The sequence below is a fragment of the Streptomyces sp. genome, assembly GCF_031181555.1.
Classification (GTDB): domain Bacteria; phylum Actinomycetota; class Actinomycetes; order Streptomycetales; family Streptomycetaceae; genus Streptomyces; species Streptomyces fimbriatus.
This window is the reverse complement of record NZ_JAPSKQ010000097.1, coordinates 1-25,112: the sequence shown is the minus strand read 5'-3', so window position 1 is coordinate 25,112 and position 25,112 is coordinate 1. Positions and strand designations below refer to the sequence as shown.

The 25,112-nt window shown below is 71.9% G+C and carries 23 protein-coding genes; 8 read left to right on the top strand and 15 right to left on the bottom strand.

The features are described 5' to 3' along the window. On the bottom strand, nucleotides 1-227 hold a 227-nt coding region (locus RIM90_RS19765; protein WP_309062056.1), incomplete at its 3' end, for a hypothetical protein. Beyond that, nucleotides 220-1,101 (bottom strand): mycothiol conjugate amidase Mca, encoded by an 882-nt coding sequence (mca, locus tag RIM90_RS19760; protein WP_309062055.1) that lies wholly within the window; start codon nucleotides 1,099-1,101, stop codon nucleotides 220-222. The genes mca and RIM90_RS19765, both read right to left, overlap by 8 nt. 159 nt (nucleotides 1,102-1,260) lie before the next feature. On the opposite strand from mca, the gene RIM90_RS19755 reads away from it, so the two are divergent. Continuing rightward, nucleotides 1,261-1,659, top strand: a complete 399-nt coding sequence (locus RIM90_RS19755; protein ID WP_309062054.1) for a DUF4307 domain-containing protein — start codon at nucleotides 1,261-1,263, stop codon at nucleotides 1,657-1,659. A gap of 167 nt (nucleotides 1,660-1,826) precedes the next feature. After that, complete coding sequence (gene greA / locus RIM90_RS19750) at nucleotides 1,827-2,324, top strand: transcription elongation factor GreA (protein WP_309062053.1); 498 nt, start codon at nucleotides 1,827-1,829, stop codon at nucleotides 2,322-2,324. A gap of 57 nt (nucleotides 2,325-2,381) precedes the next feature. On the opposite strand, the gene RIM90_RS19745 is transcribed toward greA, so the two are convergent. From RIM90_RS19745 to ilvA, 3 genes are all read right to left on the bottom strand, one after another. Continuing rightward, complete coding sequence (locus RIM90_RS19745; RefSeq protein ID WP_309062052.1) at nucleotides 2,382-3,227, bottom strand: ABC transporter permease; 846 nt, start codon at nucleotides 3,225-3,227, stop codon at nucleotides 2,382-2,384. Next, on the bottom strand, nucleotides 3,224-4,264 hold the full coding sequence (locus RIM90_RS19740) for an ATP-binding cassette domain-containing protein (protein WP_309062051.1): 1,041 nt from the start codon (nucleotides 4,262-4,264) through the stop codon (nucleotides 3,224-3,226). The genes RIM90_RS19745 and RIM90_RS19740 overlap by 4 nt, the downstream gene beginning before the upstream one ends. Nucleotides 4,265-4,480: 216 nt before the next feature. Continuing rightward, on the bottom strand, nucleotides 4,481-5,710 hold the full coding sequence (gene ilvA / locus RIM90_RS19735; protein ID WP_309062050.1) for a threonine ammonia-lyase: 1,230 nt from the start codon (nucleotides 5,708-5,710) through the stop codon (nucleotides 4,481-4,483). A gap of 163 nt (nucleotides 5,711-5,873) precedes the next feature. Here ilvA and RIM90_RS19730 point away from each other — a divergent pair, with 163 nt between their 5' ends. From RIM90_RS19730 to RIM90_RS19720, 3 genes are all read left to right on the top strand, one after another. After that, nucleotides 5,874-6,392, top strand: a complete 519-nt coding sequence (locus RIM90_RS19730) for a MarR family transcriptional regulator (protein WP_309062049.1) — start codon at nucleotides 5,874-5,876, stop codon at nucleotides 6,390-6,392. Nucleotides 6,393-6,592: 200 nt separating this feature from the next. After that, complete coding sequence (locus tag RIM90_RS19725; protein ID WP_309062048.1) at nucleotides 6,593-7,096, top strand: sigma factor-like helix-turn-helix DNA-binding protein; 504 nt, start codon at nucleotides 6,593-6,595, stop codon at nucleotides 7,094-7,096. A 51-nt stretch (nucleotides 7,097-7,147) separates the two neighbouring features. Next, nucleotides 7,148-7,396 (top strand): hypothetical protein, encoded by a 249-nt coding sequence (locus tag RIM90_RS19720; RefSeq protein WP_309062047.1) that lies wholly within the window; start codon nucleotides 7,148-7,150, stop codon nucleotides 7,394-7,396. A 30-nt stretch (nucleotides 7,397-7,426) separates the two neighbouring features. Here RIM90_RS19720 and RIM90_RS19715 read toward each other — a convergent pair whose 3' ends face one another. After that, nucleotides 7,427-8,584, bottom strand: a complete 1,158-nt coding sequence (locus RIM90_RS19715; protein ID WP_309062046.1) for a cystathionine gamma-synthase — start codon at nucleotides 8,582-8,584, stop codon at nucleotides 7,427-7,429. Nucleotides 8,585-8,770: 186 nt separating this feature from the next. Between RIM90_RS19715 and RIM90_RS19710 the strand changes: the two genes are divergently transcribed. Further along, entirely contained in the window at nucleotides 8,771-9,889 is a 1,119-nt protein-coding gene (locus RIM90_RS19710; protein WP_309062045.1) for a hypothetical protein, read from the top strand. A 63-nt stretch (nucleotides 9,890-9,952) separates the two neighbouring features. Here RIM90_RS19710 and RIM90_RS19705 read toward each other — a convergent pair whose 3' ends face one another. Both RIM90_RS19705 and RIM90_RS19700 read right to left on the bottom strand, forming a co-directional pair. Continuing rightward, nucleotides 9,953-10,735, bottom strand: a complete 783-nt coding sequence (locus tag RIM90_RS19705) for an NAD(P)H-binding protein (RefSeq protein WP_309062044.1) — start codon at nucleotides 10,733-10,735, stop codon at nucleotides 9,953-9,955. A 107-nt stretch (nucleotides 10,736-10,842) separates the two neighbouring features. After that, nucleotides 10,843-11,883, bottom strand: coding sequence for an NAD(P)-dependent alcohol dehydrogenase (locus tag RIM90_RS19700; RefSeq protein ID WP_309062043.1), 1,041 nt, complete (start codon nucleotides 11,881-11,883; stop codon nucleotides 10,843-10,845). Nucleotides 11,884-12,057: 174 nt separating this feature from the next. Between RIM90_RS19700 and RIM90_RS19695 the strand changes: the two genes are divergently transcribed. Next, nucleotides 12,058-13,017, top strand: coding sequence for a helix-turn-helix transcriptional regulator (locus RIM90_RS19695; protein ID WP_309062042.1), 960 nt, complete (start codon nucleotides 12,058-12,060; stop codon nucleotides 13,015-13,017). A gap of 125 nt (nucleotides 13,018-13,142) precedes the next feature. Here the strand turns inward: RIM90_RS19695 and RIM90_RS19690 are convergent, their stop codons facing one another. The 3 genes from RIM90_RS19690 to RIM90_RS19680 all read right to left on the bottom strand — a co-directional run bounded on the left by RIM90_RS19690 (nucleotide 13,143) and on the right by RIM90_RS19680 (nucleotide 18,784). Continuing rightward, on the bottom strand, nucleotides 13,143-16,415 hold the full coding sequence (locus RIM90_RS19690) for a S8 family serine peptidase (RefSeq protein WP_309062058.1): 3,273 nt from the start codon (nucleotides 16,413-16,415) through the stop codon (nucleotides 13,143-13,145). 468 nt (nucleotides 16,416-16,883) lie between these two features. Then, a complete protein-coding gene (locus tag RIM90_RS19685) occupies nucleotides 16,884-18,140 on the bottom strand; it encodes an Ig-like domain-containing protein (protein ID WP_309062041.1) in 1,257 nt (418 codons plus the stop codon). A gap of 236 nt (nucleotides 18,141-18,376) precedes the next feature. Next, complete coding sequence (locus RIM90_RS19680) at nucleotides 18,377-18,784, bottom strand: hypothetical protein (RefSeq protein WP_309062040.1); 408 nt, start codon at nucleotides 18,782-18,784, stop codon at nucleotides 18,377-18,379. Between the two features lie 109 nt (nucleotides 18,785-18,893). On the opposite strand from RIM90_RS19680, the gene RIM90_RS19675 reads away from it, so the two are divergent. Beyond that, entirely contained in the window at nucleotides 18,894-19,220 is a 327-nt protein-coding gene (locus tag RIM90_RS19675) for a hypothetical protein (RefSeq protein ID WP_309062039.1), read from the top strand. A gap of 128 nt (nucleotides 19,221-19,348) precedes the next feature. Here RIM90_RS19675 and hutH read toward each other — a convergent pair whose 3' ends face one another. The 4 genes from hutH to RIM90_RS19655 form a co-directional block, all read right to left on the bottom strand. Next, complete coding sequence (hutH, locus tag RIM90_RS19670) at nucleotides 19,349-20,887, bottom strand: histidine ammonia-lyase (RefSeq protein ID WP_309062057.1); 1,539 nt, start codon at nucleotides 20,885-20,887, stop codon at nucleotides 19,349-19,351. Nucleotides 20,888-20,996: 109 nt separating this feature from the next. Continuing rightward, nucleotides 20,997-22,145 carry a GGDEF domain-containing protein gene (locus RIM90_RS19665; RefSeq protein ID WP_309062038.1) on the bottom strand — a complete coding sequence of 383 codons (1,149 nt, stop codon included), beginning with the start codon at nucleotides 22,143-22,145 and terminating at the stop codon, nucleotides 20,997-20,999. A 99-nt stretch (nucleotides 22,146-22,244) separates the two neighbouring features. Beyond that, the gene (locus tag RIM90_RS19660; protein WP_309062037.1) at nucleotides 22,245-23,045 is read right to left on the bottom strand and encodes an enoyl-CoA hydratase-related protein; all 801 of its coding nucleotides are present in this window, start codon (nucleotides 23,043-23,045) and stop codon (nucleotides 22,245-22,247) included. 818 nt (nucleotides 23,046-23,863) lie between these two features. Beyond that, nucleotides 23,864-25,024 (bottom strand): adenylate/guanylate cyclase domain-containing protein, encoded by a 1,161-nt coding sequence (locus tag RIM90_RS19655; RefSeq protein ID WP_309062036.1) that lies wholly within the window; start codon nucleotides 25,022-25,024, stop codon nucleotides 23,864-23,866. Nucleotides 25,025-25,112: the final 88 nt, after the last annotated feature.

The following is a 25,112-nucleotide window of genomic DNA, read 5'->3' as shown; positions in this document are numbered from 1 at the left end:
ACGGCCGCCTCGGCGTCGTCCCCGGACCGGCTCTCCGGGTCCTCGGGCTCGGGGAAGTCGACCCGGTTCATGTGGCGGTTCATCGACTTCATCAGGGCCCAGACCGCCAGGGCCATCACCGCGAAGACGATGAAGCCGAGGACACCGGGGGTGACCTTGTCCTCGTCGAGTTCCTTGGCGAGGGGGACGAGGTGGGTGATTGCCAGGCTTGCGCTCATGTCAGGCATTGTCCCGGATGCCCGCGAAGAGGTCGTCCTCGGGGAGGGAGGTGTCGACGAGGGACTTGGCGAGCTCGTACTCCTCCGTGGGCCAGACCTCCTTCTGGAGCTCCATCGGCACCCGGAACCAGCCGCCGTCGGGGTCGATCTGCGTGGCGTGCGCGATCAGCGCCTTGTCGCGGATCTCGAAGAAGTCGGCGCACGGGACGTGCGTGGTGAGCGTGCGCTCCTTGCGCTCGAACTCGCTCCAGCGCTTGAGCCAGTCCCCGTAGGGCGACTCCAGGCCGCGGTCCAGCATGGCCTGGTGCAGCGCCTCGGTGCGGGGGCGGTTGAAGCCCTGGTTGTAGTACAGCTTCAGCGGCTGGTACGCCGGGCCGTACTCGCCCTCCGGGTACTTCTCGGTGTCCGCCGCGCCCTCGAACGCCACCATCGTGATCTTGTGGGTCATGATGTGGTCGGGGTGCGGGTAGCCGCCGTTCTCGTCGTAGGTGGTGATCACCTGGGGGCGGAAGGAGCGGATCTTGCGCACCAGCTCGCCGGCCGCCTTGTCGACGTCCTCCAGGGCGAAGCAGCCCTCCGGCAGCGGCGGCAGCGGGTCGCCCTCGGGCAGGCCGGAGTCGACGAAGCCGAGCCACTCCTGCTTGACGCCGAGGATCTCGCGGGCCTCGTCCATCTCCTTCTTGCGCACCTCGTGGATGTGTTCCTCGATGTACGCGTCGCCCTGCAGTTTCGGATTGAGGATGGAGCCGCGCTCCCCGCCCGTGCAGGTCACCACCAGCACGTCCACCCCCTCGGACACGTACTTCGCCATGGTGGCCGCGCCCTTGCTCGACTCGTCGTCGGGGTGGGCGTGCACGGCCATCAGTCGCAGTTGGTCAGTCAAGACTCAATCCTCAAGTCGGTAGGCGCCCCGTGTGCGGCGGCTCAGTCGCAGGCTTCTATAGTGACCGAATCGGGGGGCGAATAATTCCGGGATCCGGGTCCGCGTCCGTGAGCGGGGCCCGTGTCCCCTTCCTGCCGAGTTCCTGCCGAGGAGACGATCATGAGTACGGCGAGCACGCGGCTGCCCGAGGGCCGCTACGGCCGTTCCTCGGACGAGCGCGCCGACCGCACGCTCAAGATCGTCGGCGCCGTGCTGGCCGTGGTGATGCTCGGGCTGCTCGGCTGGTTCGGCTACCACCACGTCGCCAAGAACGAGATCAGCGCCGAGGTGATCAGCTTCGACCTCTCGAAGGACGCGGTGAAGGTGCACCTGGAGGTGCACAAGGACGCGGGGGCGAGCGGCTACTGCACGGTGCGGTCCCAGGCCGAGAACGGCGCCGAGGTGGGCCGTGCCGACTTCCGCTTCGACGGGGACGACACGCGCATCGACGAGGTCGTCACGCTCCGCACGACCTCCCCGGGGACGACGGCCGAGCTCGTCGGCTGCCACGCGGACTGACGCCGCCGGGAATACACGGCGGCTGACCTGCGCCGACATGAGTCCGGCGGCTTATGTCCTCCCCCTTTGGGCACTCAATTGTTAGGCTCGTGGTTTCGCCCATCCGTGGAGGAACATCCTCCTGGGAGGGCGATGCTTTGTATTCCCAGTACCTACGAGGAGCACCTGTGACCCAGACCAGCGAGAACGTCACCTGGCTGACCCAGGAGGCGTACAACAAGCTCAAGGACGAGCTTGAGTACCTTACTGGTCCCGCGCGCACGGAGATCGCCGCGAAGATCGCCGCCGCGCGCGAGGAGGGCGACCTGCGTGAGAACGGCGGGTACCACGCAGCCAAGGAGGAGCAGGGCAAGCAGGAGCTCCGTGTGCGCCAGCTCACCCAGCTCCTCGAGAACGCCAAGGTCGGCGAGGCGCCGGCGGCCGACGGAGCGGTGGCGCCCGGCATGGTCGTGACGATCGCCTTCGACGGCGACGAGGACGACACGCTGACCTTCCTGCTGGCCTCGCGCGAGTACGCGAGCGCGGAGATCGAGACCTACTCGCCGCAGTCCCCGCTGGGCACCGGCGTGATCGGCCACAAGGTCGGCGAGGACGCGGAGTACGAGCTGCCGAACGGCAAGAAGGCCTCGGTGAAGATCCTCAAGGCCGAGCCGTACAACGGCTGACCCGCTCCCTACGTCTTCGGCGGACCCCCGGCGCCCTGCGTGGCGCCGGGGGTCTCGTCATGCCGCGGCCGAGCGGTACTTGCGCACGGCGAGGGTCCTGAAGAACGCGATGATCAGGACGGAGTAGATCAGCGAGGCCCACACCGGGTGCTGCATGGGCCAGGCGTCCGAGGTGGAGACCCCGGGGTTGCCGAAGAGCTCGCGGCAGGCCTGGACGGTGGCGCTGAACGGGTTCCAGTCGGCGATGTGGCGCAGCCAGGGCGTCATGTTGCTGGAGTCGACGAACGCGTTCGAGACGAAGGTGACCGGGAAGAGCCAGACGAGTCCGCCGGAGGTGGCCGCCTCCGGGGTGCGGACCGACAGGCCGATGACCGCGCCGATCCAGGTGAACGCGTACCCGGTCAGGAGCAGCAGGAGGAACGCTCCGAGCACCTCGCCGAAGCTGGTGTGGGTGCGCCAGCCGACGAGGAGGGCGACGACGGCGAGCACGAGCAGGGTGAGCGCCGTCTGCACCAGGTCGGCGAGGGTGCGGCCGGTGAGCACCGCGCCGCGTGCCATGGGCAGGGAGCGGAAGCGGTCGATGAGCCCCTTGTGCATGTCCTCGGCGATGCCCGCGCCGGCTCCCGCGGTGGCGAACGTGACGGTCTGCGCGAAGATGCCCGCCATCAGGAACTCGCGGTAGACGGAGGGCTCCGTGCTGCCGCCGATGTCCATGGAGCCGCCGAAGACGTAGGAGAACAGCACCACGAACATGATCGGCTGGATGAGCCCGAAGATGACCACCTCGGGGATCCGGGCCATGCGGATCAGATTGCGTTTGGCGACGACCAGGGAGTCCCGGATCGACTGGCCGATGGGGTTGCCGGGCGCCGTGCTCCGCACGGCGTCGGTGACGGCGCTCATTTCGCGGCCTCCTCGCTGGGGCGGTGTCCCTGACCCTCGGCGTCGCGCGCGGTGCGCTCGCCGTCGTCGTCCTCGCCCTTGGCCTCCGCGACGTGTCCGGTCAGGGAGAGGAAGACGTCGTCGAGGGTCGGGCGGCGCAGACCGATGTCGTCGATCTCGATGCCGTGGGTGTCGAGCTCGCGGATGATCTCGGCCAGGAGCTTCGCTCCGCCGGAAACCGGCGTGGTGATCTTGCGCATGTGCTCCTCGACCGTGGTGTCGCCCTTGCCGAGGCCGCGCAGGCTGTATTTGTCCAGGAGGGCGGAGGCGGCCCGGATGTGCTCGCGTTCGTGCACCACGACCTCGACGCGCTCGCCGCCGGTGCGGGCCTTGAGCTGGTCGGAGGTGCCCCGGGCGATGACCCGGCCGTGGTCGACGACGGCGATGTCGTGCGCGAGGTGGTCGGCCTCCTCCAGGTACTGGGTGGTGAGCAGCAGCGTCGTGCCCCCGGAGACGAGCTGCTTGATCACCTCCCACAGCTGCTGCCGGTTGCGCGGGTCGAGGCCGGTCGTCGGCTCGTCCATGAACATCACGGGCGGCGAGACGACCAGGGCCGCCGCGAGGTCGAGCCGGCGGCGCATGCCTCCGGAGTAGGTCTTGGCGGTGCGGTCGGCCGCGTCCGCGAGGTTGAACTGCTCCAGCAGCTCGTCCGCGCGGGCCCGGGCCGCCTTCGCCCTCATCTGGTAGAGCTGTCCGACCATCTGCAGGTTCTCGCGGCCGGTCAGGTACTCGTCGACGGCGGCGAACTGGCCGGACAGGCCGATGGAGCGGCGTACGGCGTCGGGCTGTTTCAGCACGTCGAGGCCGGCGACGACCGCCTTGCCGCTGTCGGGCCGCAGCAAGGTGGTCAGACAGCGGACGGTGGTGGTCTTGCCCGCGCCGTTCGGCCCGAGCAGGCCCAGGACGGTGCCTTCGGGGACGTCGAGGTCGACGCCGTCCAGTGCCCTGACGTCCCCGAAGGTCTTCACCAGACCTTCGGCATAGATGGCGCCTGGCATATGAGTCTCCACGTCATCGGGAATTCTTCGGAAAGCCTAGGTTTGTGCGCTTTTTTCTGCTGAGATTTTTCCCGCCGAGCGGGCGGGGCCGAGCAGGGAGAGCAGTGACGCGACACACACCATAACGCGATGTATCGCGTGCCTCAACGGACTTTCCCGAACGGGTGACGAGGAGCCGTGATCCCGCCGGTGTCGGACCGCCCGTGCCGGTCCTTCTCAGTCCATTACCGTGTAACCCGCGTCGCGCAGGGCCCGGTTGACCTCGGTGCAGTGCGCCGGGCCCTTGGTCTCCAGGTGCAGCTCGACCTCCGCCTCCGTGAGCCCGAGCCGTGGGTCGGTCCGTACGTGGCTCACATCGAGGACGTTAGCGTCGACCACTGACAACGTCCCGAGAAGCGACGCGAGGGCGCCCGGCCGGTCCGTCAGACGCAGCCGGACGGCCAGGTAGCGGCCCTGCGCGGCCATGCCGTGCCGCAGCACGCGTTCCATCAGCACCGGGTCGACGTTGCCCCCGGACAGCACCGCGACGACCGGCCCGTCGAAGGCGTCGGGCCGGCTCAGCAGCGCCGCGACCGGGCTCGCCCCGGCCGGCTCGACGACCAGCTTGGCCCGCTCCAGGCACAGCAGCAGCGCCGTGGACAGCTCGTCCTCGGTGACGGTGCGCACCTCGTCCACCAACGCGCCGACGATCCCGAACGGCACGTCACCGGGCCGCCCCACCTTGATGCCGTCGGCCATCGTCGCCGGGCTGCGCACCGACACCGGATGCCCGGCCGCCAGCGAGGGCGGATACGCCGCCGCGCCCGCCGCCTGCACACCGATGATCCGCACCTCCGGCCGCAGCGCCTTCACCGCGACCGCGATGCCGGCGGCCAGCCCGCCCCCGCCGACGCCCACGACGATCGTCCGCACCTCGGGGCACTGCTCCAGGATCTCCAGCCCCACCGTGCCCTGGCCCGCGATGACGTCCGGGTGGTCGAAGGGGTGGATGAGCACCGCCCCCGTGTCGTGCGCGTACTCCTGCGCGGCGGCCAGCGACTCGTCCACCACCTGGCCCTGCAGCCGCACCTCGGCGCCGTAGTCCCGGGTCGCGCTGATCTTCGGCAGCGGGGCGCCCTTCGGCATGAACACCGTCGACCGCACCCCCAGCAGCGACGACGCCAGCGCGACACCCTGCGCGTGGTTGCCGGCGCTCGCCGCGACGACACCGGCGGCGCGCTCCTCGGGCAGCAGCCCGGCGATCCGGACGTACGCGCCGCGCAGCTTGAACGATCCCGTCCGCTGCAGGTTCTCGCACTTCAGGTGCACCGGCGCGCCCACCTGCCGGGACAGGTGCCTGCTGCCCTCCATCGCGGTCACCCGCGCCACACCCGAGAGCATCTTCTGGGCGCCGCGCACATCGTCGAGGGTGACGGTCCGCAAGGAGCCGGCCGTGCTGTAGCTCATGACTCCAGCATCGCAGTTCACACGCGTCCGTGACCGCCGTGACCAACCCGCGGACTCCGCTTTGCGCAGCGCACGCACGGCCCGCCCTCCGGCCGCGTACCCTGTCCCCCACACAAGCAGCCCTCCACGAAGTGAGCCCCCGGCCATGCCCACAACACCTGAAATGTCGATGGACATGACGACGGACCCAACTGCCGTCGGTGACACCGGTCTTCTCGACACGCTGCAGCACGAGGTGGCGCTGTTCGCCCGCCGTGCCGAACAGACGCGGCTCGGCGGGGTCGGCCAGGTGCGCAACTCCATGGACCGCGCCGCCTACCTGCTGCTGAACCGCCTCGACAAAGAAGGTCCGATGGGCGTCAAGGCGCTCGCCGCGAGCATGGGCATCGACTCCTCGACGGTCACCCGGCAGGTGGCCCCGCTCGTGGACACCGGCCTGGTCAAGCGGACCTCGCACCCCGAGGACGGACGCGCGGTGGTGCTCCAGCTGTCCCCGCGCGGGCAGTCACGGCTGGAGGAAGTGCGTGCCTCACGGCGCCAGTTGATGGCCGAGCTGACCCACGACTGGACGCCGGAGGAGCGCGAGGCGTTCTGCGCGCTCCTGACGCGCTTCAACGGCGCGCTGTCCACGCGGATGTCGGTGCAGGGCGCCTCGGGTCCGGAGGGGCAGTCGACGTCCTGATCGCTCCGGACACCCGTCGCGCGCGGGCCGCCGGACGCCGGGGCGCCGCCGCACGCGCGGACGGCCCGGTTCCGGGGGTGCGCGGCTCTTGACCACGGGGCGGGCCCTGGCCTCATATGAGACCGGGTCCCCGTCGTACGCGCCCGCCGCGGGCCGTACGCGGCCGGGGCCGGCTCGTTCAGCGGCGGCGGGAGGCGCGGTTGCGACCACGGCATGCGTCCCGGGATCTTCACCGGGCCCGTGAGTTCGAGGCGTACGTCGCGGGCGCGGGCGGCCGGCTGCTGCACACCGCGACGCTGCTCACCGCGGAGGCGCCGGGCGACAACCCGCGCGCGCGGCGCCTGCTGACCCTGGCGCTGGCCCACACGTACGCCTCCTGGGACCGGTTGCGCGGCGAGGACCCCTACGACGTCACCCGTCAGCACCTGGCGACCCGCTTCGCGCGCGGCGCCTGGCACCGGCACGGCGGTCCGCTCCGCTCCCGCCCCCACCCGGAGAGCCCCCTGGCCCGGCTCACCCCGCAGGAACGCCTGGTCCTGGTCCTGCGGTTCCACGAGGGCGTCGCCGAGGAGCAGACGGCGGCCCTGCTCGGTCTGCCCGCGGACCGCGTGCGGACGATCTGCCACCGCGCGACGGCGATCCTCCTGCGCCCGCCCCGGAAACCGGCTCCGGCGGCGGGAGGCGACAAGGCGGTGCCGTCGTGAGGCCGCCCGGCCCGGCGGGCCCCGGCCCGGCGACCACGGCGGGAGGCGGGGATGGCCCGGCTGAGCCGTGAGGCGGCCGTGCGGCGGCTGCTGGAGCGGTCGCTGCCCCCGGTGCCGCCCGAGCTCCCCGCGGAGGCCGTGCGCCGCGGTGCCCGCATCCTGCGGCGCAGGACGCGGGCGCGCCGCGTGATGTGGCTGCTGGTGGTCGCGGCGACCGTGGCGTTCACGGTGTGGGCGCTGACGGCCCGTCCCTGGGTGGGGCCGCCGTCGGAGACGACTCCACCCCTGACGGGCTGGTGAGCCGGCCCGGTGCGGACCGGCTCGCGGCCCTTACTTCCCGAGCGCCTGCTGGAGGTCGTCGAGCAGGTCGTCGACGTTCTCGATGCCGACGGAGAGCCGCACCAGGTCGGCGGGGACCTCGAGGGCGGAACCCGCCGCCGACGCGTGCGTCATGCGGCCGGGGTGCTCGATCAGCGACTCGACGCCGCCCAGGGACTCCCCGAGCGTGAACACCTTGGCCCGGTTGCAGACCTCGACGGCCGCCTCCTCGCCGCCCTCGACGCGGAAGGAGACCATGCCGCCGAACGCCCGCATCTGCTTGGCGGCGACCTCGTGACCGGGGTGGTCCGGCAGCCCCGGGTACAGGACGCTCGTCACGCGCGCGTGCCGGGTGAGCATGTCGGCGATCCTGGTCGCGTTCTCGCTGTGCCGGTCCATGCGGACCGAGAGCGTCTTGGTGCCGCGCAGCACCAGCCAGGAGTCGAAGGGCCCGGCGACCGCGCCCATCGCGTTCTGGTGGAAGGCGAGCTCCTCGCCCAGCTCCGCGTCACCGGTGATCAGGGCGCCGCCGACGACGTCCGAGTGGCCGCCCATGTACTTGGTCAGGGAGTGCACGACGACGTCCGCGCCGAGCGAGAGCGGCTGCTGGAGGTACGGCGTGGCGAAGGTGTTGTCGACGACGAGGCGGGCGCCCGCGTCCCGGGCGACCTGGGCGACGGCGGCGATGTCGGTGATGCCGAGCAGCGGGTTGGAGGGGGTCTCCACCCAGACGACCTTGGTCTTCGGGGTGAGGGCGGCCCGCACCGCGGCCGGGTCGCCGGTGTCGGCCACCGACCACTCCACGCCCCAGCGGGCGACGACCTTGGCGAAGAGGCGGAAGGTTCCGCCGTACGCGTCGTTCGGGATCACCACGTGGTCGCCGGGGCTGAGCAGCGTGCGCAGCAGGCAGTCCTCGGCCGCCAGTCCGGACGCGAACGCGAGGCCGCGGCGGCCGCCCTCCAGGGCGGCGAGGTTCTCCTCCAGCGCGGTCCTGGTCGGATTGGCGCTGCGGCTGTACTCGTAGCCGCCGCGCAGGCCGCCGACGCCGTCCTGCTTGTAGGTGGACACCTGGTAGATCGGCGGGACGACCGCGCCCGTCAGGGGGTCGGCGGTGTTGCCCGCGTGGATCGCGAGCGTCTCGAAGTGCTGACTGATGTGCCTGTCGCTCATGAGCACCGAGGGTAGTGCTCGGGCGGCGCCGATGACGGACGCGGAGCGGATGCGGGCGGACGGACTCCGCTTGCCGGGCCGGGAACCGGGGGCCGGGCCGGGAACCGGGGGCCGGGAGCCGGGAGTTTTCCACAGGGTCGGGCACCGGGTTGGCCAAGGGACGGCGCGGTCTGGTTCGCTGGTGACATGGAGATTCTCTGGGTGCTGATCGCGCTCGTCATGCTCGGCTTCGTGGTGTTGCCGGTCCTCAGGCGCCGGCGCGGCGCGGTCGGCCTGGTCCCGCCCGGCCACCCGGACGCGGCGGACCCGGCGAACTACGGCTTCGTCCGCGAGGAGGAGCTCGACATCCGCATGCCCGGCCCCGACCAGGACCTGCTGGACGTCCTGGACCTGGTGCAGCGCACGCAGGACTACCGCGCGGCACAGCAGCTGCTGGCCGGCACGGACGCGGAGAGCGAGCTGCGCTGGCAGCGCGTCCAGGCCTTCGCGGGTGCCGCCTCGCTGGAGCTGCGGCAGCGGCCCGGCGGGATGGGCGAGGCGGCGGGCGGACAGTGGCTGCGGGTGTGGCGGACCGAGGCGCCCAAGGACGCGGGGGGAGCCGCGGTGCACGCCGAGTTCCTGGTGCAGCAGGCGTGGCGTACGGCGACGCCCGGGACGGACGAGTTCCGGATCATCATGGAGGAGGCGAGGGAGGCGTGCGGCGAGGCGGCGCTGCTGGCTCCCGGTGACCCGGTCCCGTACATCGTGGAACTCTCGGTGGCCCGTGGACTCGGCTACTCCGAGAAGGACTTCGAGCAGGTCTGGCTGAAGATCCTGGACCGCGCGCCGAACCACATGGGTGCGCACCTGGCCGCGCTGCACTACTGGTGCGAGAAGTGGCACGGCTCGCGGCAGCAGGCGTACGCGTTCGCGGAGGCCGCGGCGGCCCGGGCGCCCCGGGGGTCGCTCCTCGCCGCGATGCCGCTCTTCGCGGTGTTCGAGCACCTGCCCGAGGTGAACCTGGTCAGCGGCTTCTACCAGAGCGAGGTCGTCTCCAAGGCGATCCACGGCGCGCTGCACGCGGTGCACTCGGCCCGCCCCGACGACCCGATGCTGGCGCACGTCCGGCACCTGCTGGTCTTCTTCCTGGTCCGCTCCGAGCGCTGGGCGGAGGCCATGAGCCAGCTGATACACATCGACGGCCACGTCGGCGCGCTCCCCTGGACCCTGTCCGCCGACCCCGCCGCGGAGTTCGCGGTCTACCGGGCCCTGGCGGTCGCGGGCTACGAGGCGAACGGCGGCAGCCCCGCGACCCTGCCGCACTGAGGCACCGGGGCGCCGCGGCACCGCCGCCGCGCCCTTCTCGGCCGGGCCCCGGGCACCGTTCCCTCAGTCCACGGGCAGCCGCACCGCCCCCAGCCTCTCCGCGAGGAACTCCTCCCACGTCCGCTTCCCCACCTGCGCGCCCTCCAGGGTCAGGTTCGCCCCGGCACGGTACGCGCGGCCCGGCTCGCCCGGGATGCGGACGGGGAGAGCGGGACGGCGCTTGCCGCGAAGGGTGAGGTACGGGCGGGCCAGGGCGGCCATGTCGTAGAGGCGGGGGCCGGTCATGTCGGGGACCGGGCCGGACGGGGCGCCCAGGGCCAGCTCGGTCAGGCGGGCGGCCACCTCGGCGGAGTCGACCGGCTGGAGGCGGAGGCCGCCCGGCACCGGGAGCACGGGGAGCCCGCTCATCTTCTTCACCATGGTCAGCGCCAGGTCGTGGAACTGCGCCGCCCGCAGGATGGTCCACGGGATGCCCGAGTCGGCGATCGCCCGCTCCGCCTCCAGCTTGGCGCGCATCCAGGCCAGCGGGACCCGGTCGGCGCCGACGACGGAGATGTGGACCAGGTGCCGCACGCCGGCCTTCGACGCCGCGCGCACCAGCGTGCGGGTCGCCTCGTCGTCGCCCTTCGGCCCGCCCGCCAGATGCAGCACCGTTTCCGTGCCGGCGACCGCGGCCTCGACGCCCTCGCCCTTGAGCAGGTCACCGGTGACGTACGAGACGCCGTCCGCCCGCGGCCGGGCGTGCCGGGTGAGGATCCGGACCTCGTGGCCCGCCGCGCGCAGCAGCGGGACGACGTGGCCGCCCAGGGTGCCCGTGCCACCGGTGACCAGGATGGGTGTTGTCATGGCTGCTTCTCCCGCTCTCGTCGTCGCGCGTGGTGAGCGTTCGTTCCCCGCTCACCGGTATGACGGAACGAGCCGCGCGGGTGTGACCGGGAGAAGCGCGCGGTGCGTCAGATCGTCGCCGTGTCGATGACGAAGCGGTAGCGGACGTCGCTGTTCAGGACCCGCTCGTAGGCCTCGTTGATCTCGGCCGCGCCGATCAGCTCGATCTCCGCGCCGATGCCGTGCGCGGCGCAGAAGTCCAGCATCTCCTGGGTCTCGGCGATGCCGCCGATCATCGAACCGGCGAGGGTCTTGCCGCCTCCGATCACCGAGAAGAGGTTGAGGGAGACCGGCTCCTCGGGGGCGCCCACGTTCACCAGCGCGCCCTCCGTCCTCAGCAGGGACAGGTAGGCGTTGAAGTCCAGCGGGGCCGACACCGTCGACACGATCAGGTCGAAGGTGCCCCGCAGTTCCTCGAAGGTCTCCGGGTCGCTGGTGGCGTGGTAGTGGTCGGCGCCCAGCCTGAGCCCGTCGTCCTTCTTGCGCAGGGACTGCGACAGCACCGTCACCTCCGCGCCCAGCGCGTGCGCGATCTTGACGCCCATGTGGCCGAGGCCGCCCATGCCGAGGACCGCGACCTTCTTGCCGGGGCCCGCGCCCCAGCGCTTCAGCGGGGAGTACACGGTGATGCCGGCGCACAGCAGGGGCGCGGCGACGTCGAGGGACAGGCCGTCGGGGATGCGGACGACGAAGTTCTCGTCGACGACGATCTTCTGCGAGTAACCGCCGTAGGTCGGCTCGCCGTTCTTGTCCAGGGCGTTGTACGTGCCGACCATGCCGCCGGTGCAGTACTGCTCCCTGCCCGCCCTGCAGTTCTCGCACGTGCGGCAGGAGTCGACCATGCAGCCGACGCCCACCCGGTCACCGGTCCGGAACTTCGTGACGCCGGGGCCGACCTCGGACACCACACCGGCGATCTCGTGGCCGGGGACCATGGGGAAGATCGCCCCGCCCCAGCCCTCGCGGACCTGGTGGATGTCGGAGTGGCAGATTCCGGCGAACTTGATGTCGATCAGGACGTCGAACTCACCGACCTCGCGCCGCTCGATGGTCGTCCGCTCCAGCGGAGCCTTGGCGGCGGGCGCGGCGTACGCGGCAACAGTGGTCATGCCGGGGTTCTCCTCGGGTAGTCGTGCGCCCGGCTTGCCTTCTGTCCGACCGGGCGCGGCCTCCAGCCTGCGGCAACGGCCGGGAACCACCCAGACCACGGCTTTGCCTACGTTGGCTGTGCGTACCACCGGCAGGAACAGGCTGGTGTGCGTACGACCGGGAATACTGGACCCATGGACGAGCAGCAGACCGGTCCGGCCGATCCCCTGCGTGGCGGTCCCCCGCGCACGCCCGATCCCGGGGCCGACGGGAACGGCGGCCTCGACCGGCGTGCGGAACTCAGCGAGTTCCTGCGCACCCGGCGGGCCCGGCTGAAGCCGGAGGACGTCGGGCTGCCGGACTTCGGGCGGCACCGCCGGGTGCCGGGGCTGCGCCGCGAGGAGCTGGCGCAGCTCGCCGGGGTGTCCGTGGCGTACTACACGCGCCTGGAGCAGGGCAACGGACGGAACGTGTCGGCGGAGGTGCTGGACTCGATCGCGCGCGCCCTGCGCCTGACCGACGCCGAGCACGCCCACCTCACGCACCTGGCGAAGCCGAAGCAGCACGGGAAGAAGCAGGTGGCGCGGAGCCGGCAGATCCGCCCGGCGCTGCGGCAGCTGCTGGACTCGCTGGACACGGTCCCGGCGTACGTCGTGGGCCGGCGCTCGGACATCCTCGCCTGGAACCGGATGGCCGCGGCGCTCTTCGGGGACTGGGGGAAGCTTCCGGCGCAGGAGCGGAACTGGGCGCGGCTGGTGTTCCTGAACCCCGGGTACCGGGAGCTGTTCGTGGAGTGGGACCGGAAGGCGTACGACATGGTCGCCTACCTCCGCATGGACGCGGGCTGCCATCCGGACGATCCCCAGCTGTCCTCCCTGGTCGGGGAGCTGTCCGTGAAGAGCGAGGAGTTCCGCGGGCTCTGGGCCGCGCACGACGTCAAGGAGAAGAGCCACGGCGTCAAGCGCTTCCGGCACCCGCTCGTCGGGGAACTGACCCTGTTCTTCGAGTCGTTCCGGCCGGCCGGTGACGCCGAGCAGTCGCTGGTCACGTACCACGCCGAACCGGGCTCGCCCTCGGCGGAGGCCCTGCGGCTGCTGGGCAGCTGGGGCGCGGACGCGAGGGCCCCGGGCGCGGCCTCGGCGTCCTCCGCCTGAGGACGGGCGCTCACGGGGCACGGGCGGGGCGCTCACGGGGCACGGACAACCGGAGGGCCCGCCGGAAGCAGTGCTTCCGGCGGGCCCTCGTTCAGCTCAGCCGACCCGTTCGGTGAACCGGCGGCTCACTTGCCGTAGTACGCGTTGTAGATCGAGAGCGTCGACTTGTTGCCCTTCTTGTCGGCGATCTTGGCGTGGAAGGAGATCGCCTTCCCCTTCGCCGGGTTCTTGACGGTGATCTTGCCCTTCTTGACCTCGGTCTTCTTCCAGGTCTTGCCGTAGTCGTAGGAGACGTACACGTACAGCGACTTGAGGTTCTTGCCCTTGGCGGCGCCCTCGACGGTGACCGGGACGGTGACCTTCTTGCCGGCCGTGACCTTGCTGTCCAGACCGGTGACCGCGTGGAAGCGGGCCGTGGAGGCGGGCAGCTGCGTGAGGTCGGCGGTCTTCTTGGAGCGGAAGGTCCAGCTCGCGTCGATGCGGGTGGAGGCGGCGGCGACCTTGGCACTGCGCTTGACCGAGGTGGTCAGCTTGTAGGAGGCGTCACCGGACGGGACCTTGAACTCCTTCTCGCCGAACAGCGGGTCGTCGTGCGAGCCGACCTTCTTGCCGTTGCGGTAGAGACTGGTGGTGACCGAGGTGAACACCGAGGAGCCGAGGTGGCCCTTGCCGTCGGCGAACAGCGGGACCAGGCCGGAGATGCTGTTGCCGTCGCGGAAGAGGCCGAGGTCCGCGGTGAGGCGCGGCCCGAAGACGGCCGTGTTCACGGTCCGCGTGTACTTCTTGCCGGCCTTGAGGGTCATATCGCTGCCGATGAGGTAGCCGGCCTCGCCGATCGGCCAGCCCTCCGCGTCGACACCGCCCTGCTGCTCGAAGTCGAGGTCCCACTTCACCCCGCCCGTGGTGGACAGGTGCAGGGTGCGGGTGCCGGGCAGGCTCTGCGCGCCGCCGAACGAGGAGGCACTGTTGCTGCCGGGCAGCCAGCCCATGGAGCTGACGGCGCCCTTCTTGCCGCTCGCCGCGGCACCCATGCCGACCTTCACCGCGGCGAACTCGCCGGCCTTGTACGTCCGGGTGTAACCGGTGGCGAGGTTCTTGACCTTGGCACCGGTGACGGTGCTGTACTGCTCCTTGGCGCCCTTGCTCCAGTGGGCGTCCCACTGCTGGTACAGCGAGCCGTCGGTGATCTGCGGGCCGAGGTGGGCGGAGCGGAATTTGTCGTACGAATCCAGCCACCAGCCGAAGCCGTAGAACGAGTCCTCCGTCTCGACGGTGTAGTCGACGGAGGCGACCTCCGGCTTGGCCGCCTTGTCCGGCACGGTGATGTTCACCGGCTTGGCCTTGCGCGCGTCCAGCGTGATCGTCGTGTCCTTGGTGACGTTCAGCTTCGGCTGCGCGAGCCAGTCGAGGCCCTCGTACTTCTCCGGGTCGGAGCCGACGAAGATCCCGGCGTCCAGGACGTATCCGCCCCTGGGTACGCGGACGGTGACGGTGCCGTCGGCGTCGTAGGGCTGGTACCGCTTGCCGGCGGCCAGTCCGGAGAGGCCGTTCAGGCCGGCCATGTAGTTGGCGGCCGCCTTGCCCTTGCGGTCGAGGAACTTCAGCGTCACGTCGTACGACTCGACCTCGCGCTGCACCGCGGCGGCCGTGCGCACCGTCTGCCCGCCGCCCGTGGCGACCACGTACGCGGAGTACGCGCCGTCGGCCGTGCCGCCGAGCCTGGTGTCGACGGTGAGGTCGACGGAGGCCTTGCCGCCCGCCGGGACCGTGACCGTCGTGGCGCCCAGGGTGAAGAAGCCGGCCGGGGCGGCCTTGCCCTCGGGGCCGGTGGCCGTCGACGTCAGCTTGAGCGTGACGTCCTTGGTGCCGAGGTTGCGGTAGGTCACCTGCTCGGTGACCGGCTTGTCGTCGGAGTGCGGCCACTGCTGGGCGCCGAAGCTCAGCGAGACCGGGTCGGCGATCACGGTCTGCTTGATCGCCCTGTCGACCTGGACCCGGCCCGAACCCTGCTCGAACGGGGTGTACTTGCCGCCCTTGGTGGAGCCGGTGAGCGCGCCCTTCAGCTCCGTGGAGGTCCACTCGGGGTGCTGCTGCTTCAGGATCGCCGCCGCGCCCGCGACGTGCGGGGTCGCCATCGACGTACCGGAGATGGTCATGTAGCCGGCCGGCTTCTCGCCGACCTCCTGGGCGATGTCGTTGCCCTTCGCCGAGGCGGCCGTGATGTCCACGCCGGGCGCGGTGACGTCCGGCTTGATGGCGCCGTCGCCGACGCGGGGACCGGTGGAGGTGAAGTCGGCGAGCTTGTCCTTGTCGTCGACGGCGCCGACGGTGAGGGCGGCGTCCGCGCTGCCGGGCGAACCGATCGACTCCGGGCCCTCGTTGCCGGCCGCGATGGCGAACAGGACGCCCTTCTCGGCGGACAGCTTGTTGACCGCCGCCTCCAGCGGGTCGACCTCGGCGGTGTCCATGCCGCCCAGGCTCATGTTGACGACGTCGGCGCCCTGCGCGACGGCCCACTCCATGCCGGCGAGGATGCCGGAGTCGTCGCCGAAGCCGGAGTCGTCGAGGACCTTGCCGTTGAGGATCTTCGCGCCGGGCGCGACGCCCTTGTACGTGCCCTTGGACTTGGCGCCCGTACCGGCCGCGATCGCGGCGACGTGGGTGCCGTGGCCCACCTTGTCGCCCGCGTTCGGCGCGGTGGTGAAGTTCTTGGACGCGGTCACCTGGCCCTTCAGGTCCGGGTGGGTCGCGTCGACGCCGGTGTCCAGGACGGCGATCCTGACGCCCTTGCCGTCGTAACCGGCGGACCACGCCTTGGGGGTGCCGATCTGTCCGACGGACGTGTCGAGACTGGCCCTGCGGACCCCGTCCAGCCAGACGTGGGCGATACCGGAGGCGGTCCTGTTCCCGTCGGTGACGGCGTCCCACAGCTCGGGCGCGTCCTCGTGCGGGGTCTGCACCGCGTCCGCGTTCAGGGACTTCAGGGTCCGGCGGAGCTTGCCCGCGTCGCGGACCTCTTCCTTGACGGCCTGTGCGGCGCCCTTGTAGCCGACGATGACCTTCAGCCCCCGCTTCTGGGAGCTGCGGGTCGTGGCCTTGCCGAGTTCGGTGATGTCGAAGAGCCGCTGGTCGAGCTTGCCGCTCGCGATCAGCCGGGCGGCGTCCGCCGGCAGCACGAAGGTGTGGCCGTCGGCCCTGCGGATCTGGACGGGTATGTGTTCCCGGCCCTCGGCCCGCTCCAGTCCGACGACGCGGCCCTTGGCGTCCACGGCGACCCGGTCGCCGGTGATCAGGGTGATGTGGTGCCTGGTCTTGAGCGAGGACGTCTTCGCCGGCGCCTTCGACGACGGCTGCCCGGCGGCCGTGCGCTCCCCGTTCGCCGCCGCCGGACTGGTCATGCCCGCCGCGAGGGCCACGGCGGCTGCCGTGGCGACCGTGGCCGCGCATGCTCTCTTCACTTGTCTGCGCAAGGTTCCCCCTAGCGGAGTCGCCGGGTGAACTCCCCGTCACCCGGCCGGGGGATGGTCTCGTACGCATGCGCGCACCCCCCCGGAGCACGCAGTATGCCGAGCGGCGATCAAGCGCCTCAAGGGCTGTGGAAAAGGGTGGGGAAGTCGCCGGGTGACTGTAACCTCGCCGCCGGAACTCCGTTACAGAACCGCGCGGTTGGGCCCCGGTGGTTCAGGTCGTCGGGGTTTCCGCCGGTTCGCCGGCGGGCAGCGCCTCCGGCTCCTTCACCAGGGCCCGCGCGACGGCCGGCCGCAGCCGGGGAAAGCCGATGCCGGGAGAAAGCCGATGCCGCCGTCCGCCCTCGACGGGGCGGACGGCGGCATCGGTCAGGCGGAAAGGCTCCGTGAGCGGGTGCGTCAGAGGGCCGAGCCGGCCTTCCACTGCTCCCAGTTCATGTTCCAGCCGTTGAGGCCGTTGTCCGGGGCGATCGTCTTGTCGCCGGTGTTCTGGACGACGACCACGTCACCGACGATCGAGTTGTTGTAGAACCACGCGCCGGGCGTGCTCGGGTCGTTGGCGCCCTTGGTGTCGGCCAGGCCCACGCAGCCGTGGCTGGTGTTGGCGCTGCCGAAGATGGACTTGGCGCCCCAGTAGTTGCCGTGGATGAAGGTGCCGGAGGTGCTCAGGCGCATGGCGTGCGGCACGTCCTTGATGTCGTACTCGCCCTTGCCGTCGTCGTCGGTGAAGCCGACGGTCGCGCCGTTCATCCGGGTCTCCTTGAACTTCTCGGAGATCACCATCTGGCCCTCGTACGTCTTGGTCTCGGGCGCTCCGGCGGAGATCGGGATGGTGCGGACGGTCTTGCCGTCCTGCGTGACCTTCATCTGCTTGGTCTTGGCGTCGACGTAGGAGACCTGGTTGCGGCCGATCTTGAAGGTGACCGTCTTCTGCTGGACGCCGTAGACGCCCTCGGCGCCCTCGACCCCGTCGAGCGCCAGCTTGAGGGTGACGGTGGAGCCCTCCTGCCAGTAGTCCTCGGGGCGGCAGTCCATGCGGTTGGCGTTGAACCAGTGGCAGGCGACCTCCTGGCCACTGGTGGTCGAGACGGTGATGCCCTTCTGGACCGCGGCCTTGTCGGTGATCGCCTTGTCGAAGTTGATCGACACCGGCATGCCGACGCCCACGGTGGTGCCGTCGTCCGGGGTGAAGGTGCCGATGAAGCTGTTGGCCGGGGAGACCGTGGTGAACGAGGCGTTCTCGTGCGCGGCACGGCCCTCGGAGTCCTCGGCGGTGGCCGTCACCTTGTAGGTGGTGGCGCGCTCCAGCTGGGTGTCGGGCTTCCAGCTCTTCTTGTCGGCGGATATCCGACCGGAGACGGCGGTGCCGTCGGCGGTCGTCATCTTCACCTCGGTGAGCGTGCCCTTGGCCACGGTCACGGCGGCGGAGTTGTTGATGGACGCGTTGTTCGAGCCGTCCTTCGGCGTGATCTTGATCTGGGCCTCGGAGCTCTTCTTGGCCGCCGCCTCGTCGACCTGGGCCTGCGCGGTGCCGTTGCCGCCGTCTCCTCCCGAGGCGGAGGCGTCGTCACCACCGGAACACGCCGAGAGCACCAGCACACCGCCGAGCAGAGCGGACGCGGCCGTCAGACCCCTGCGCCGCTTACCGTCCGTCATCACACGCTTCTCCATCGTTGCCGAATCCCAACCCCACGGGCCCTCGGCCCGAAGCCGGGACCTCGTCCTAACCTTCAACGCTACGACCGGTTGATCCGGTTCCCCATGGCCCGCGGGTGTGGGGCTCACCACGTCCGCCGCTGCGGAGGCGGCGGACGTCGGCCGGTGCGCCGCTTGAGACGCCGTGCCCCCGGGCGGCGGTTGCCGCCCGGGGGCACGATTTCCCCCAGGCCGCCTCAGCCGGCCCTGCCCGTCCCGCGCGCGTCGCCGTCGTCACGGTCCTCTTCGTCGTCCTCGGCGACTTCGTCGTCCCCGTCGTCGTAGGACTCCCCGTCATCTTCCTCGTCGAGGTCCCACTCCGGCGAGTCGGGGTCGTAGTCGATCCGCTCGCTGCTCCAGGAGGCCTGCTGGAGGTCGATCCCCGGTACCTCGCTGACCAGGCCGAACGGGTCGACGAGATACGCGAGGGCCTCAGCGGTGTCCTCCCTCACAGCGCTTTCGGCGTGTACCCGTTCCGCGGCCGGCATATCGCCGTCGTCCGCGATCCTGCGCAACGCGGCCCCGGTCACCGCGTCCTCGTCGTCGACTTCGAGGACGAGTTCCACCCGGAGTCGGACAAATCGTGAAGTCTCTGGAGTGCTCATGCCCGGAGCGTACGGCCCCGCGCTCCCGTGACTTTCCTGTGACCCGCGCCTTTCATTAACATCGGCCCACACGGCCAATTCGCCAGCGCCACAAGGGGATCGATATTCCGTGTCATCCGCGCTCCGTCCGTTGCTGACCGCCACCGCCGCGGGCACCCTGCTGTGCGCCCTGTGGTTCGTCCCGTCCGCGAACGCGACCTCGGACACCCCGGCGGGAGAGTCGATCCCGGCGACCCCGTCTCCGCAGGTCACGGAGCAGGCGAGAGTCGCGTCCCACACCACGTCCGCGTCCCTGGAGGGCACCGGCCAGGACGTCCGGCTCGCCGACACCGGAAGCTTCGACAGCACCCCCTACATCGTGGGCGGCACGGCCTGCCTGACCCTGGGCGCCGGGTTCGTCGTCTACTCGGTGCGCCGCGAGCGCTTCGGCTCCTGACGCGCCCGCCCCTCCCCGGCAGGGACTCCGGCCCGCCGGCTCACGGCGGGTGACGGGCCGTCGGGACCCTGTCGTCCCCGGCTCACCGAACCGGGGCCCCGCGGAAGTGCCGCGGGGCCCCGTCCGGTTCAGCCCAGTGGTCCGGTGACCGTCTCCGCGGCCGCGACCAGCCGCCCGTCGCGGACGAACGCCTCCGCCGCGGCGAGGTCGGGCGCGAGATACCGGTCCGGTCCCGGGCCCCCCACGCCCGCTTCCCGTACGGCCTCGATCACGGCCCTGGTCGCGGGCGCGGGCGTCAGCCCCTCACGCAGCTCCACCGCGCGCGCGGCGGCGTACAGTTCGACGGCGATGACCCGGGTGAGGTTGTCCACGGCCGTGCGCAGCTTGCGCGCCGCCGACCAGCCCATGGAGACGTGGTCCTCCTGCATCGCGGAGGACGGGATCGAATCCGCCGACGCCGGTACGGCGAGCCGCTTCAGCTCGCTCACCAGGGCGGCCTGCGTGTACTGGGCGATCATCAGCCCGGAGTCGACGCCGGCGTCGTCGGCGAGGAACGGCGGCAGTCCGTGGCTGCGGTTCTTGTCCAGCAGCCGGTCGGTGCGGCGCTCGGCGATGGAGCCGAGGTCGGCGGCGGCGATGGCGAGGAAGTCCAGGACGTAGGCCACCGGGGCGCCGTGGAAGTTGCCGTTGGACTCGACCCTGCCGTCGGGCAGCACCACCGGATTGTCGACGGCGGAGGCGAGTTCGCGCTCGGCGACCAGCCGGGCGTGGGCCAGGGTGTCCCGCCCGGCGCCCGCGACCTGCGGGGCGCAGCGCACCGAGTAGGCGTCCTGGACGCGGGGCGCGTCGTCCTGGTGATGCCCCGTCAGCCCCGACCCCTTCAGCACGGCCAGCATGTTGGCGGCGCTGGCGGCCTGTCCCGGGTGCGGGCGGATGGCGTGCAGCTCGGGGGCGAGCACCTTGTCGGTGCCGAGCAGGGCCTCCAGGCTGAGGGCGGCCGTGACGTCGGCGGACTTGTACAGGGTGTCCAGGTCGGCGAGGGCCATGATCAGCATGCCGAGCATGCCGTCGGTGCCGTTGAGGAGGGCGAGCCCCTCCTTCTCGCGCAGTTCGACGGGCCGGATGCCGTGTTCGGCGAGCAGTTCACCGGCGGGGCGCACGCTCCCGTCGGGGCCCTCGGCCTCCCCCTCGCCCATCAGCGTGAGGGCGCAGTGGGACAGCGGGGCCAGGTCGCCGGAGCAGCCGAGGGAGCCGTACTCGTGCACGACCGGGGTGATCCCGGCGTTCAGCACGTCGGCCATGGTGCGCGCGACCTCGGGCCGGACGCCGGTGCGCCCGGAGCAGACGGTCTTCAGCCGCAGGAACATCAGGGCGCGGACGACCTCCCGCTCCACGCGCGGCCCCATCCCGGCGGCGTGCGAGCGGACGATGTTGCGCTGCAGCTGCGCGCGCAGGTCCGGACTGATGTGACGGGTCGCCAGGGCGCCGAAGCCGGTGCTCACCCCGTACACGGGGTCCGGCTTGGCGGCCAGGGCGTCCACGATCTCGCGGGACGCGGTGAGGGCGGCCACCGCCTGGGCGGACAGTTCGATGCGGGCACCGCCGCGCGCCACGGCGAGCACGTCGGACGCGGTCGCCCCGGACGTCCCCACCACCACAGTGTGCATATCCATATTCAGGAGCGTACGCAGTGAATTCAATGATGTCACCACTGAGGGCCCGGTCCGCCCCTTACCGATACGTCACACCGCCGAGGCCGCGACGGGACACCCGCGCCTACGGCGAGTGCCGCCCCCGGAACCGGCGCCGCTCCCCGTCCGTCACCCGCGAGGGCTCGTCCGCGAGCCGTACGACGGGATCGTCGGGCCCCTCCCGTCCGGCGACGACGGGATGAACGGCCCGGCCGGCCTTGGCCCGGTACTGCGCCGCGTCGGCCAGCCGGAACAGCCGCCGGGCGGACCGCACCGGCCCGACGGGATCCTCGGTGGACGCCACCCCGCAGGCGACGCCGTCGCCGATCCCCAGATCGGCGGCCCGGCGGCACACCTCGTCGGCCGCCTTGACGACCTCGTCGGCGGACGGCCCCACGGACAGCAGGCAGAACTCGTCCCCGCCGAGCCGCGCCGCCAGAGCCCCCGGCAGCATGGCCCCGCACAGCGACAGCACGGTCCCGAACCGCTCCAGGAGCCGGTCCCCGACCGCGTGCCCGAGGGTGTCGTTGACCCGCTTCAGCCCGTTGAGATCACACACCACGAGGCTGACGACGGCCCCGTCCCGGCGGTGCCGCTCGATCGCCTCGTCGAGCCGCGCGTCGACGGCCCGGCGGTTGGCCAGCCCGGTCAGCGCGTCCGTGTACGCCAGCCGGCGCGCCTCCTCCAGCCGCTCGGTCTGCGCGATCCCGGCGGCGGCGACGGCGGCCAGAACGGTGGCGAAGTCGGCATCGCCCCGCCCGAAGACGGGCACGCCCACCGGCCGGGCCACATACAGCTCGCCCCACGCCCGCCCGTGCAGCACGATCGGGGCGACCACACAGCACCCCCGCCCGCGCCGCCGCAGCGCCGCGACCCGCTGGTGGCAGTACCCCGGCCGCCCCGCCGCCGGCCCCTCGGCCGTCTCCACCCAGGCGCCGGGCTCACCGCCGCCGGCCCACTGCTCGTGCAGGAACTCGGTGATCTCGGCGAACTGGTGCACCGGGTAGGACTCGTCGTCCGGGAACTCCTCCTCCCCCTCGGCCAGCTCCCCGACGTTCACCAGGACCCGCAGCCGCCCGAGCTCCCGCTCCCACACCGACAGCGCGGCGAAGCTTCCGCCCAGCGCCCGGCGGGCCCCGCCCGCCGCGGCCCGCCAGGCCTCCCGCGAACCCTGCGCGGCGGCCATGCCCTGGGCCAGCGCCACCACGGCCGCCAGCCGGCTGTCCTCACCCATCCCTCCAGGCTAAGGAGATTCGGGAGGAATCGGGACATTAACCGCGCGAACGGGGAGCGGGCGCGACGGGACGGACCACGGGACCGGAACGAGCCCCCGCTACTCCCCCGGCCAGTCCGGCCTGCGCTTCTCGTTGAAGGCGGCGACCCCCTCCGCACGGTCGCCCGAGAACGCCACCGACCGCCAGGCCGCGTCCTCGACCTCGAGGCCGGCGGACAGATCCAGCCCGTGTCCGAGACGCAGCGCCCGCTTGGCCGCCCGCAGCCCCACCGGGGAGTTCGCGGCGATCCGGGACGCCAGGGCCAGGGCCGCCTCCCGGTCCCGCCCCTCCTCCACCAGGTGATCGACGAGCCCCAGCTCCCGGGCCTCGGCGGCCTCCACCCGCCGCGCCGTGAAGATCAGCTCGGCGGCGCGCGCCGCACCCACCCGCCGGGGCAGCAACTGCGTACCGCCACCGCCCGGGATCACTCCGACGGACACCTCGGGCAGCCCCACCACGGCCGTGCGGTCGGCCACGATCACATCGCACGACAGGGCCAGCTCGAAACCGCCGCCCAGGGCGAACCCGTGCACCGCCGCGACTGTGGGCACCGGCAGTTCGAGCACTCCGGTGTACGCCCCGCGCGCCACGGGACGCTGACGCACCAGATCGGCGTCGCTGAAGGAATTGCGCTCCTTCAGATCGGCCCCCACACAGAACGCCCGCTCGTGCGACGAGGTCAGCACCACCACCCGGACGCCGCGGTCCTCCCCCAGTGCCGCACAGGCTCCGGCCAGGGAGCGGGCCATCTCGGTCGACACGGCGTTCATGGCCCCCGGCCGGTCGAGGACGAGCTCCGCGACATGCCCCTGCTCATGCCGGCGCACCAGCACGAACTCCCCGAACCGTTCCTCACTCATGACACCCTCCGGTTAACGCGGGTTAACATCGCTCGCCCCGATCATCGCAGCACGACGCCCACCCGGAAAAGGGCGTACGCCCGGTTCCCCTGTCACCCCCCGCCCACCCGTTCGAGTGACATCCGGCCGACTCCGGCGGCCCTCCCCCACGGGAGCGCATAACGTGCGCTCCACCGCGGCGCACGGGGGCGCGTACGCAGGGGAGGGATCGCGATGACACCGAACACGCCGGCACCACGACCCGACGAGTCACCGGGACGCACCGGCCCACGTCTCCGAGGCCGTCACCGCAAGCCCCGTCCCCGCAAGATCCTGCTGGCCGCCGGCGGCCTGGCCCTGACCGCGGGCGCTCTCGGCCTCGTCCGCCTGGCCTCCGCCCCGGGCGGCGAGGACATCGGCGTGGAGGCCGCACCCCGCCCGAGCACGTCCACCGGCCCGGCCCGAACCGTCACGGACGGCACCCCGGACACATCCACTCCCACGCCCGTGGCGGACCCTTCCTCTCCCACCCCCTTGGGCGGCCAGAACAGCACCCCGCTCACCCCGGACACGCCGGCGCCCTCCGCCCCGACGCGTTCCCCGGCCACCTCGGCCCCGGCCGTCCCCTCCGCCTCGACCGCCCCGTCGACCGTTCCGCCCCCGAAACCGACGACCCGGGCGCCGGGCCCGGTCACTCCCCCGCCACCGGCCCCGCACCGCACCCGAACACCCCCGCCCGCACCCCCGGACCCACCGCCGAACCGGCCGAGCGAGCCGACCCCCGCCCCTCACCCCGGCCTGTGCGTGCCGGTCATCGGCCTGTGTATCGGCGGCGCGGGCTAGGAGACCCCGTTCCGGCGCGTGAGCAGCCAGGGCTCCACCACACCGAGACCACGCACCGGCCGCTGCCACATCGGCTGCAGCGCGAACCGGTACGTCGGCGGCTCCTCGCCCTCCTTCTCCGCCGCGGCCACCGCCTCGGCCGCCGCGGCCTCGGAGGCGGGGGCGTCACCGGTGCGGATCAGTTCCTCGGCGAAGGCGGCGTCGACGAGCACGGCGTCCCGAGGGGCTATGGACGTGAGCCGGGAGGCCAGGTTGACCGTGGTGCCGAAGACATCGCCCATCCGGGTGGTCACGGTGCCGAACGCCATGCCGACCCGCAGCTCCGGCATCGTCTCGTCGTTCGCCATGGTCTCGATCAGCCGCACGGCGATCTCCGCGGCCGTACCCGCGTCGTCCGCGACGTACAGCACCTCGTCACCCAGCGTCTTGATCAGCCGCCCGCCGCGCGCCGCCACCAGATCGGCGGCGGTGGTCTCGAAGGCCTCGACGAGCTCGCCGAGCTCCTCCTCCTCCATCCGCCGGGTGAGCCGCGTGAACCCCACGAGGTCGGCGAACGCGACGGCGAGCCGCCGGTCCACCATCTCCTCGTCGTCGGCCCCCTGCACCACACGCCCGGCCGAGGCGGCGAGCTGGCGCCGCCAGACGTACACCAGGAACTCCTCCAGCTCGGGCAGGAGCAGCTCGACGATCGGATACGTCACCTCGGTCCGGGTCATCCCCGGCTCGGGCGGCTCGGTCAGCCCCTCCAGGAACGAATCGATCTGCCATTCGGCCAGCCGTGCGGTGGTCTGCCCGGTGGACCGCGCCACCTGCACCGCCATGGCCTCGCTCAGCAGCCCCGCCTCCACCAGACCGGCCAACCGGCGCAGGGCCAGGACGTCCGCCTCCGTGAGCGCCTTGGCCTGCCCCACGTCGGCGAAGCCCATGGCGCGCCAGAACCGCGTGGCCAGCTCCATGGTGACGCCGGCGCTGCGGGCCGCCTGAAAGGGCGTGTAACGGCGCTCGGCGCCCAGAATGAGCTGTTCGAGGCGCAGAGCGAGCGGATCCTCGCCGGTGTCGGCGGGATGGGGGTCCTCCCGCTCGAGCGAAGCCGAGAGAGGGGGAGGCTCCACCCGGCCCTGCGCGTCCGTGCCGGAACCCGAGTCGTCGACGGTCACGCGTTGCTGCCCTTCCGATCTGCCACGGCCATGTATCGACCGGCCTCAACTCTACGGCAGGTGTGCGCCAGCTCACTCCGTTCGGTTG